The sequence below is a fragment of the Peptococcaceae bacterium genome (assembly GCA_024655825.1).
GTDB lineage: Bacteria > Bacillota > Peptococcia > DRI-13 > PHAD01 > JANLFJ01.
Genome location: JANLFJ010000064.1, coordinates 1 through 10,558, shown reverse-complemented (window position 1 = coordinate 10,558; position 10,558 = coordinate 1). Strand labels below are relative to the sequence as shown.

The following is a 10,558-nucleotide window of genomic DNA, read 5'->3' as shown; positions in this document are numbered from 1 at the left end:
ATGCTTGATTTGCGATTAGAAAATCATAAAAATAGCTTACATCGCAAAAAGCTGATATAAGAAAAAGCTTCCCTAAACCTGACTTGTTCTGTAAAATTGTACTATGAAACGCACATTATGCAGAAAGGAATAACCTATGCCTGTTCAGAGAATATCCTGCCTGGATAAAGAAATTGTCTTAATCGGCACGGCCCATGTATCCAGGCAAAGCGCGGAAGAAGTGAAAGAAGTCATTGAAAAAGAAAAGCCTTCATCAGTTTGCGTAGAACTGTGCCAGGCGCGCTACGACTCTATCGTCGACAGCGACAGGTGGAAAAAGATGGACATTATCAAGGTCATCAAAGAACGCAAGGCTGTCCTACTGCTGGTAAATCTGGTCCTTTCCTCTTTCCAGGGCAGGCTGGCCAGGCAGTTCGGCATTAAGCCGGGGCAAGAAATGCTCCAGGGAATAGAGTCGGCCAGGAATGTGGAGGCTGAACTGGTCCTGGCGGACAGGAATATCCAAACAACCTTCGTCAGGACCTGGCGAAGCCTTGGTTTTTTCAACAAGCTCAAGCTTTTTTTCCTGCTTATCTTGAGTATCTTTGATAACGAAGAACTCAGCGAGGAGGAACTGGAGAAGCTCAAGACGGAAGACATGCTTACCCTTGCCTTGAGCGACTTTTCCTGTTCTTTCCCCCAGTTGAAGAAGGTCTTGATTGATGAAAGAGATATGTACTTGGCCCAAAAAATAAAAGAGGCGCCCGGGCCTAAAGTTGTTGCGGTAGTAGGGGCCGGTCACCTCCCAGGTATAATGGAAAGAATAGCAGAAAACCACGATCTGGATGAACTGGCCAGCCTGCCGCCCCGCTCAGTTGCAGGCAGGATAGCGGGCTGGTTAATTCCTCTTCTTATCCTTGGGATAATCGTTTCCACCTTCTCCATCGACAGGTCCGTGGGGAAAGAGCAGATAACGCTCTGGATACTCTGGAATGGTTCACTGGCGGCCATTGGGACAATCCTCGCTTTTGGGCATCCCCTTTCTGTGGCAGCGGCATTTATTGCCGCCCCGATAACCTCACTCAATCCCCTTCTGGCAGCGGGCTGGTTTGCCGGCCTGAGCGAGGCTTATATCAGGCGTCCCAGCGTGGAAGATTTCGAAAGGCTCCCCGGGGACATTTTTACCCTGAAAGGTTTCTGGCGCAATAAAGTCACCCACATCCTGCTGGTGGTTGCGGCCGCAAACCTGGGAAGCGTAGCCGGGACCTTTATCGGCGGCGCCGACGTTCTCAGGCTGTTTTTAAAGGTATTTGAGAGTTAATCACCGCCCGTTCTTACCAAAGCGCCCTTTAAACCAAAAACGCTTCCTGTTCCAGCCGGACCTTTTCTGCCAGCATAAGCCGGATTACATCGTGAAATTCCCCGTAATCTTCCCTCTTCAGCAGTTTTTCCAGTTCCGCCCCGTATTTTTGGTCTATGCTCGACCAGTGCTGCCTTTGGGAAAGAAACGCCTCCCTGTCCATCAAAAATGGCTTCAGATCAGGAATGATCAAGGTTTTTAGCCGGTGGAACATCCTGAACCCCCCCAAATCCAGGTCGCCCCAGTGGTAAAACTCCAACCCCGCCTGTTTTCCGGCTTCATAAATTTTCTTAAAGAAACTCCCCCGCATAGGGCTGAAAAAACCGCCGTGGAAGATGACCAGTTCGTCTTCCCGTTTGTTTTTCGCCACATAATCGACATAATTGGCCTTGTTTTCAATGAAAAGCGCCCGCCTCACAGAACTGCAAAAGCCAGTTATCTCCAGCTCGGCCAGCGTCGGCGAATTGAGGGCCAGGCCGTATTTGAACGTGCCAAAACTAACCTCCCGCCCGCTGAGCCTCCCGACCAACTCCCCGCAGAATTCCACCTGTTCGGGGAATTTTACTATTCCCACCAGGGCTAAGAGTTCTTCTTCCGTCAGCGTTTCCTGGTAGTCGCCCTCCTTTGCCAAATAATGCCTGATTATTTCGGCCACTTTTTTCCTGGCATATCTTTCAAAGAACTTGGAATCCCCAAAACACCTGAGGCTGAACACGCGTTCCAGGCATTCCCCCTCATCCTTCTCATTGACGGCGCTAAGCGCCCGCAGCACCGCCTCCGCCTGCTCCACTTCCTCAGGCAGGTAAGGCAAAGGCGTTTTCCTGGTTACAACAGCGGCTTCAACATCGTCAAGAAACCTGGCTATCCAGGGCAGGCTGACAGCCTGCCGGCATTTCCTCACCGCCGACAGCACAGCTGCCGCTTTCTCGCTTTTAGCGACCCGGCCTGCTTCTTGGTAAGCGCCTGACAGGTTTTCCAACCTGAGCCAAGTTTTGTCAATAATATTGCCGCGTTCGTGTTTCAACCACTCGTAATCAACCAGTCCCTTTTCGCGCAGTTCCTGGACCGCGGAATTCACGAGCTCCCTGGTTTCGCTTTTTTCGATATTATATTCCGGGAACTCCGGCGGTCCCAGTTTCAGCATAATCCTACGCCTGGCCAGGCTTACGTCCTGGTAAGCCCTGCTTTTTTCGAATTTATCCAGCAGCCTGTCGAGCAAAAGCTTTTTATAGTCCATACCCCAGTTCCTCGCTCAGTTTCCTGGAATCAAAAGCCCTGACGCAGGCGGAGTCACCGTTTCGTATCACGCAGAGGTTGCGGTCCACCAGCGGCGCGATGTCACCGATCTTTTCCGGCGGGGCCGAGAGGATGGCCTGCAGGCCGAAACGCCGCAGCAGCCTCAGGCTCTCCTGGATTCTCTCGCTGTCCATCTTGCTGAAGGCCTCATCGAAGATAATCAGCCTCATGGTATTCCCGGCCTCGTTCTTGTGCCTGATGCGGTAAAGCTGGGCAAAAGAAGCCAGCACCGAAATGTAAAAAGGGGTCTGCGTTTCGCCGCCCGACTTCTTGTGCAGCGTGCGGGAAAGCCGCTGGTTGCGCTCTTCCTCGTCCGTCACCACCAGGTCAAAATTTAGGTATGTCCGGTAATCCGTAAATCTCTTGATATTTTTCTCCAGTTCCGCCCGGGCATCGGCGTTCAGCTCGGAATCCACGTCGATAATCTGTTTAAACAGTTCGTCGATGGCATCCCGGTGTTTGTCGCGGAACACCTGCGACCCCAGGTTGTATCCTTCCATAAGCATCTCATCTGTAATCAGGTCATAATACCGCCTGTATTCCGGTCGAGGGGTTACAACGAAGCGGTACCTGTCGGTGCCGAAGCTGCTTTCTTTCAAGGCGGCGTTCAACTCCTCGATCTGTGTTCTGACCAGGTCGATGTTTGATTTCAGCTTGGCCAGAAAATCGTCCCTGAACTGGTCAAAGGCCTTTTCCTTGGCTGCCCGTATTCTTTCCTTGTATGCGGGCAACCTGACGTCCCGTAGTTCGGCCAGTTCCCTGTCGTAGGGCGCGTTGTCTGCCAGGTTGATGTCGTAAGACATCTTGTAATCGCCGTTGTAACGGGAGCGGGCCGCCGCCAGATCCTCCCTCTTCTTCAAGGTCTGGTTTCTTGTCCTTTCCACCTGGGAGAAAAAGCTGCGATAGACTTCCGCCGCTCCTTTCCTGGCTTCCAACTCCTTCAGGAACCTGGGCTCGCCCTTTTCAGCGACCCAATCCACCGCAAACCGCTCCTTGATTGCCTGGCTCCACTGCTCCAGGTTGTTTTTTTCCACGGGAATCCGATCTCTCATAATGATCTCGTTTGTTTTTTCCAGGCCCGCCCTGTCCCTGAGCATCCTTTTGTCCCTGTCCTCCAGTTCCCTTATGCGGATTTCCAGTACTTTTATTTGTTCATCGAGCTTCATCAACCAGGAAAGGTCAAGGGCGCCCAACTGTTCTATCACGGTCTTTAGCTTCTGTTCCAGCCCGGGCAGGACCGCCGCCTGTTTTACCACCTGGAGAACGCTTTCGGCCTCATTGGCGTTCATGGCTTCCATCCCGCTGATATTCCGCACTGCTCCCAGCCAGCCCTCATACAGGGCCAGCCTTTCCTCAAGCCCCGCAATCTCCTGCCTTTTCAACCTGAGCTGCTCGTCGGCCGCTCTTCTCCCGATGTAAGGATACTTCCAGCGCTCCGGGTTGAGCTGCCTGGCCGTATAATTCTGGTACAGCATGCAGCTGTCCGTAATAGCCCTCTCATGTTCCCGCAGTTCTTCCACCTTATCGCACTTGATCAGGTTTCCCATGACGTGATCAACGAACAGGCGGGCGTATTCGTTGTCCGTCACCACTTCCTCCGCCAGGCTGCCCTCCTGCCGGGAAGGCCTCCTTTCCGCCAGCTTGCCGGTATCCACCAGGCCCCAGTCGTAAAAACCCTTCTCAAATTTCAGCCGGTCATAAACCCTCAAGGCGTCCAGGAAATACCGCGGCTCCACCAAAAGGTAGAATTTCTGGTTGTGGAGATAAGCCTCAACCGCGTTCGACCAGCGCACATCCCTGATCTCCAGGAGGTCGGCCAGGACCCGCACGTCCACATCCTTTTTATATTTCCTGCTTAACTCTGCCGCGATCTCTTCCTTCAGCTCCAGCAATTTCTTGGCGTAAGGCTTGATGCCTTTTTCCAGATCGGCAGCAAGCTGGGCCGTTTCCCGGCGTCTTCTCTCCATATCGTCCCGCAAGCGGCCCAGGGAAATCTCAAACCCGGCGGCCGCGCTCTTGAAACGGTCGATACACTCCCGCATCCTGGCGAACCCGCCAGCGTCAATCTCGGAAAGGCTCTGCGCGCTTGCGTCCACCAGCATTCCGGCAAATTTCCTGGCCTGCCCGCCCAAACCGCAAAGCTTCTGCCAGTCCTGCCACACTTCAGCTTCTGCCGTGCTCCTGTCCCCCGCGCCACCTGTTCCGGTCATCCCCTCAAGCCGCCCGGCGCACTCGCGCCAGACAAGGCCATATTTCCTGAGATTGTTGACAACCTTTTTCAATTCGGACCTGGTTTTCTCTATTTCCTCTTCCAGCCTCTTTTTTTCCGCCTCCAGTTCCCGGTGTTTCCGGTACAGATCGGAGGACATCTTGTCGGCCGTAAGCCGGTCCTTTTCCTCTTTCCGTTCCGCCAGTTCCACCGAGAGCCGGGCCTGTTCCGCCGAGAGCCGGGCAATCTCCGCGTTATTGCGCCCAATCTCCTCCTCCAGGGCGGCCAAGGCGTCCGCTGCAGCCTGGTGCTGGGCTCGCTCGACAATGTACGTCTGGATTTCCAGCCTCTGCCTTTCTTCGTTCCAGGAAGCGTACTTTTCCGCGATCTCTTCCAGCGCCTTAACCCGGGCCTCCATCAGGTCGGCGTCGTGCTCCAGGCGCTTGTAGTGGCGGATGTTTTCCTGCATCAGGCTTATATCCACGGGGCTTTTCACATCGCAGACGTACTCGGTGATAAACGTCTCAATATCGGTGATCGGTGAAAAAGGCACCGCTTTTTTAAATAGGCTGAAGTACTTGTTCTTCAAGCCTCCCAGTTTGCCCTTCAAAACCTCCTGGTATCCCCGGTTTGTTTCGGGAAACTCGAACTTTCCCCTTTTATAATTCTTGTACACATAATTTCTCAATTCCCTGTACTCCATCGGCACCCTGCTGACAATAAACCTGTTTTCCGGCAAAGCGGAATCCAGCACGAAAAAGCGGTGTTCGTTCGTGCCGTCCGCATAGCTGTCGAAAACCACACCCAGGGTAAAAGCAGCGTTTTTTACGCTGTCTTCGAATTCGCAGGCCACGTAGCTGGTAAACCTCCCCTCCCGCAGGTACCTGAAACCGGCGTCCCCGTCATCGCCAATCTCCCCCCGGAGGTAGCCTTTCAGGGTGCGGGAAGACCTTTCATTGGCCGCCTTGTTAAAAAAATGGCCGCTGGTATCGCCCAAAAGCAAAAGCTGCAGGGCGTCGATCAGGGTAGACTTGCCCGCGGCGTTGCGGCCCGTCAGGAAATTTATCTTCTCAAATTCGATCAGATCATTCCAGAAATAATGCCAGTTGATGAGCAGCAGTTTTTTTAGCAGTTTCATATCCCGTTCTCATCTCCCCTGATAACTTTTTCCTCAGCCTCAGCCGCCTCCGCAGCCTCGCCGTTTTCCGCCGCGTTCTCGGCCTCCAGGAGTTCATAGATGCGGCTTATGCCCTGGTTGGTAATAATGAACAGGATGGACGGCAGGATGAGCAGCTTCGTATCGGCTTTTTCCCAGGCGCCTTCCACCCTCTGGATGACGTTGTGGTAAGCCAGCTGCCGCAGCGACATGGCCATTTCCCTGTCGGCAGGCTTGCGCTTCAACAACCCCAGGGTAATCATCTTATGCACCACCTGCCCGGTGGTGGTCAGGATTTCGTTGCGCAGGGTCACCTTTTCTCTTTCCTCCTCAAATATCAGCCTCAGGATAAAAAGCATCAAGGTGGTAAGGCGGTCCAGCCGCACACGGTTGTATTCATAGGCGTTTTCCAGGGCGATGACGCCGTAGCTGCTGTCCTTCATCAGGGTCCATCCCGAATAACTCAGATAATCCATAAACAGCTCGAAGTTCCTCTCCACAAAACGGTACTCCGGGTTGACCTTGATCATCCCTTCCTTCTGGTCGTATACATCCCTGATGATGAAGGTGCGGGACAGGATAAGGTTCAAGAGCCTTTTGAACTCCTCCTTTTCCGAATTGGAGAGTTTATCGTACAGTTCAACCCACATTTTTTCTTTCCTTTCTGACGAACCTCATCTTTGGTATCCGGTAGCCGTTGTTATCATGGTATCCCTCCAGGAACTCCACCTGGTAAAACACCTGCTTGTCGTTCCCTTTCAAGGCGGCCAACAGCAGCAAGATGAACGACTCGTCATCGCGAAGGGGTATCTCGGTGCTGTTTACTACCTCCAGCCCGGCCAGGAGTTCCTGCATAAAAGCCATCACCCTGGCATGGCTGAAACTTTTCCTGGCCCTGTCCATGAACTCTACCAGGGAATGCTCACCCGCGTCCTCCTCCACCGGACGGGCCTGCAGGGGAGTATCGTCGGCCGCCCTGTTCCCGGCGGCTCGAAGATAGAGCGATTTTTCGTCAAGGTATCCCTGCCTGTACGCCTGCACGATGCCGGCCATCCGCTCCAGCAAAACACTTTGCCTGCCCGCCGGGCTGGAGGCCGTCCGGGTCAACAACTCGACGATCTTGCCCTTGATGCTCCTGTCGCTGTTCAAAAGATAGCGCATCTTTTCTATGGAAGCCCTGGTATAGGCCGAGTTCTTGCGGTCTATCTCCTCCAGCATCTCGTCCAGCCGCTCATAAATATCCATTATCTCCCCGATTTTCAGGATAATATCCTCTCCCGCTTCTTCTCTGGTTTTGTACTTGCCGCGCAGCATGGCCTGCTCGCTCATCCGTTCCCTTAGGGAATGGTCGGCCAGCCAACCGCCCAGGATATTCAGGACCGGCGTCTTGAAGCGCGGAACCGAATCCAGGGTCTTCAGCGGGTGATAAAACCTGTCGATGACCAAGCTGCTGTACTCGTCAAAATGGCCTTTCAAGACGTCGTTCACCGTGGCGTATTCATTAAGGCTCTGGTGATAGCGCCGGATATTGTTGTGCAGGGTCTTCAACTCGTCCACCAGCTGGACGGTCTTCTCGTAAGCGCTGGTCAGGGCGGTATAAGTGTATTCGTCACGCTCCTGGTCGGCCAGCTTCAGGTCGGAATAGGCCGAATACACATAAGAATTGTATTCCCTGACACTCTCGTCCGTGAAGGAATATAAAAGGTTAAGCAGCTTCACCGCGTAATCCGGCAGGGTGATATACTCTTCGAAGGAATCCACCTGGTATTCCACGTCTATCCAGCCGGTCTCCCTCAATCGCCGCAGGATGAAGTGAGCGGCGGCGGAAAGGCCGGGCCCGCCTTTTTCCTCGGCCGGGGAATCCCCCTCGCCGTCATCCGCTTCCGCGGCAAAATCCATCTCCATCATCATTTCGTCCAGGTTGGCAATGAGCATGGACACCAAGTCGGCCTTGCTGATGGCCATCTCCTGCTTGAAAGCCTTCCGCAGCGCCATCAGGGCCTCCACATAGATGCCCTTGTTCTTGGAAACCAGTATGGAAAAGAGGTTATTCGGCAGTATCTCAAAGAGCTTCGCCAAACCCCGCCACCCCCTCTTTCATGATTTATTTTATCATAATAAGTTTTCATAGAAACTCAATCAGGCAAATCATTTCACAAATCTTTCCGCTTCATCCCGAAACCGCTCCCAGGACTCCGGCAGTTTGCACCGCAGAACCCTTTCTTCAGCCGCCAGCAGTTCTTCAAAACGGCCGGCTTCAGCGCAAATATCCGCCTGTGCGGCACCGGCTGAAATCCGTGTTAGCAGGTCCCGGCTCCTGTGTATACCATGCAGTGCTGCCAGCTGGTCCCTAATTTTCCCCAAGGAAGCGGAAAGAGCGGAGGTGTCTTTGTCGCCAAAAGTCCCGAACTGCTCAAAATTGGACTGTAGTTCAATGAACCCGGCAAACAGCGAATATGCCTGGGATGCGCCGCTGAAATCCCCGGGCTGCCCACCGGCAATCATTTTTTTCGCCAGCGAAACAAGCTTCTTTTCCATGAATTCACCAATTGTCGGCATACCCGTTTTCTTATTCTTCCGGGGAAAATCCAATACCCAGCCCCACAAATCCAATAAGACAGGCGTAAACCTCCCCCCAGCCGCTTTTTCAGCGAAATTTTGCCGCTGTGCCTCCAGCATTCCCGAAAGAAAATCCTGAAGGCGCGAGTTTTTCTCTTCACCGGCTGAATTTGCCGCTTCTATTTTTCTCACTGCTTCCAGCAGCGCGTCAACCTCCCACAGCCTGTCCGTCTCCTTTATTAACCCCAGCAAATCCTTTCTTTTTACTTCATAATCATTCTTGGAGACAAGCTCCTTGCACAAGGCAAGAACGGAAAAAAAACGCCAGAGCGCACTTCTAAACCGGCAAACAACCTGGAAACCGGCCGGACTGTTGATAAAGCTCTCCAGCTCACTTACCGCCGCCCGGATACAGGCGGCCAGCACCATGCCGAAGGCTTCCTCCGTCTCATCCGAAGGCAGTATCGCCGGTTTTTCCACCATTGTTTCCTCCCGCAACGGTTCAAGACCCGCCAGCTCCAGTCCCCGGTAATACTTGCTTTTGGCTTCAGGGAAAAGCGGGTATCTCCTGGCCAGCATCGCCGCAAGCCGCAAAAGCTCGGCAATGCTTCCTTCCTTTAATTCAAGTTCGATCTCCCTGATGCAGCTTCTCCTAGACCCCGCCCTTATCTCTCCCAAGTCGGCGGCAAACTCGACGCAGCCGCCTCCCGGCAGTTTCAATTCAATGCTTGTCCGCTGGAAATCGGTTCTAAACAACTCGCCCAAGGCTTCTTCCCCCAGCGCCTTTTCCAGCCGCTCACCCACCGGCGTCCGCAAAAATAGGCCAATATCCGGTTTTGGTCCAGTAGCAGCGGCGCTCCATTCCCGGCGCTGGTGCAACCCGCCGCCGGCCAGCCCGTCGGCCTTCACGGTGGCAACCCACTCTTCCCCTTGACGGCGGACGCGGTACGCCAACCTTTCCTTTTTCAAGGCATGAGAAGGAGTATCATAATAGACGGTTTCCAGTTTAACCGACCGTCTTGTCCCCGGGATCTCCCTTTTCCTCAAAAACGGGTCTCCGCACATTTTACCCCAGCTTTCCTCGCCGGTAAAACGCAACTTCAGTTCAGTTTCCAGACCTGCAGGCATCCCGTTTGCCTCCAATCATTAATAATATTGCATCTATTAATATTATACCTACCCTGAAAACCATAGACCGTAAAAAGGCAACACAATCATGACCACCCGCTCAGCGGGTGGTTTGCTCTAGCCCTATAAGGGCTTGGTACTAGGCTGAGCCTCAAGGCTCGCTGAAAGTTCCGCCAACCGCACACCTTCTCAAACCACCCCTAAAGGGGTTATTTCTTTCTGTTTTTGTCTACTGGCTCACCCGTAAACGGGTCTATGAACTCTTTTAGACTTATCTGGTCGGATGCTATGTCCTCTTGCAACTGCTTTCTGATATATTGTTCTATTGCCTTTTTGTTTCGCCCCACCGTATCCACATAATACCCTCTGCACCAGAAATGCCTGTTGCCGTACTTGTATTTCAAGTTTGCGTGCCTGTCAAATATCATCAGCGAGCTTTTTCCTTTGAGATAGCCCACAAAGCTTGACACGCTTATTTTCGGTGGTATTGACACCAACATGTGTATGTGGTCTGGGCAGGCATTTGCTTCTATTATTTCTACCTTCTTAAATTCACAAAGTTTCCTTAGTATAATCCCTATATCCGCCTTGATTTTTCCATATATCACTTGCCTTCTGTATTTCGGTGCAAATACTATGTGATATTTGCAGTTCCATTGTGTATGTGATAAACTCTCTGTATCCAATTGGATATCTACCTCCTTTGTTTTAGTGCGGCTGGCGAAACCTGCACTATTTTAACAAATGGAGGTAGATTTTTCTAGTCATAGCTATAAGCTCTTTGGAACCACCTGCATAGCAGGTGGTTTTCGTTATACAAAAACAAGACTGCGGAAAATAATTTTTCGCAGCCTCTGACAGGCAGTGACAA

At 52.6% G+C, this 10,558-nt stretch carries 7 protein-coding genes; 1 reads left to right on the top strand and 6 read right to left on the bottom strand.

Features of this window, described 5'->3' with window-relative positions:
- Positions 1–136 precede the first annotated feature (136 nt).
- The gene (locus NUV48_14965) at positions 137–1,300 is read left to right on the top strand and encodes a TraB/GumN family protein (GenBank protein ID MCR4443433.1); all 1,164 of its coding nucleotides are present in this window, start codon (positions 137–139) and stop codon (positions 1,298–1,300) included.
- 28 nt (positions 1,301–1,328) lie between these two features.
- Here NUV48_14965 and NUV48_14960 read toward each other — a convergent pair whose 3' ends face one another.
- The 6 genes from NUV48_14960 to tnpA all read right to left on the bottom strand — a co-directional run bounded on the left by NUV48_14960 (position 1,329) and on the right by tnpA (position 10,373).
- Positions 1,329–2,576 carry a DUF2220 domain-containing protein gene (locus NUV48_14960; protein ID MCR4443432.1) on the bottom strand — a complete coding sequence of 416 codons (1,248 nt, stop codon included), beginning with the start codon at positions 2,574–2,576 and terminating at the stop codon, positions 1,329–1,331.
- On the bottom strand, positions 2,566–5,982 hold the full coding sequence (locus tag NUV48_14955; protein ID MCR4443431.1) for a hypothetical protein: 3,417 nt from the start codon (positions 5,980–5,982) through the stop codon (positions 2,566–2,568). The genes NUV48_14960 and NUV48_14955 overlap by 11 nt, the downstream gene beginning before the upstream one ends.
- Positions 5,979–6,650: a DUF4194 domain-containing protein gene (locus NUV48_14950; protein MCR4443430.1), complete on the bottom strand. Its 672-nt coding sequence runs from the start codon at positions 6,648–6,650 to the stop codon at positions 5,979–5,981. Before NUV48_14950 ends, NUV48_14955 begins: the two co-directional genes overlap by 4 nt.
- Complete coding sequence (locus NUV48_14945) at positions 6,640–8,079, bottom strand: DUF5716 family protein (GenBank protein ID MCR4443429.1); 1,440 nt, start codon at positions 8,077–8,079, stop codon at positions 6,640–6,642. The genes NUV48_14950 and NUV48_14945 overlap by 11 nt, the downstream gene beginning before the upstream one ends.
- 69 nt (positions 8,080–8,148) lie before the next feature.
- A complete protein-coding gene (locus NUV48_14940) occupies positions 8,149–9,687 on the bottom strand; it encodes a CYTH domain-containing protein (protein MCR4443428.1) in 1,539 nt (512 codons plus the stop codon).
- Between the two features lie 209 nt (positions 9,688–9,896).
- A complete protein-coding gene (tnpA, locus tag NUV48_14935; GenBank protein ID MCR4443427.1) occupies positions 9,897–10,373 on the bottom strand; it encodes an IS200/IS605 family transposase in 477 nt (158 codons plus the stop codon).
- Positions 10,374–10,558 lie beyond the last annotated feature (185 nt).

Coding starts and splice junctions, on each gene's coding strand:
- NUV48_14955 (MCR4443431.1), bottom strand. CDS start 5,982: ATGAAACTGCTAAAAAAACTGCTGCTCATCAACTGGCATTATTTCTGG.
- NUV48_14960 (MCR4443432.1), bottom strand. CDS start 2,576: ATGGACTATAAAAAGCTTTTGCTCGACAGGCTGCTGGATAAATTCGAA.
- NUV48_14965 (MCR4443433.1), top strand. CDS start 137: ATGCCTGTTCAGAGAATATCCTGCCTGGATAAAGAAATTGTCTTAATC.
- NUV48_14950 (MCR4443430.1), bottom strand. CDS start 6,650: ATGTGGGTTGAACTGTACGATAAACTCTCCAATTCGGAAAAGGAGGAG.
- NUV48_14940 (MCR4443428.1), bottom strand. CDS start 9,687: ATGCCTGCAGGTCTGGAAACTGAACTGAAGTTGCGTTTTACCGGCGAG.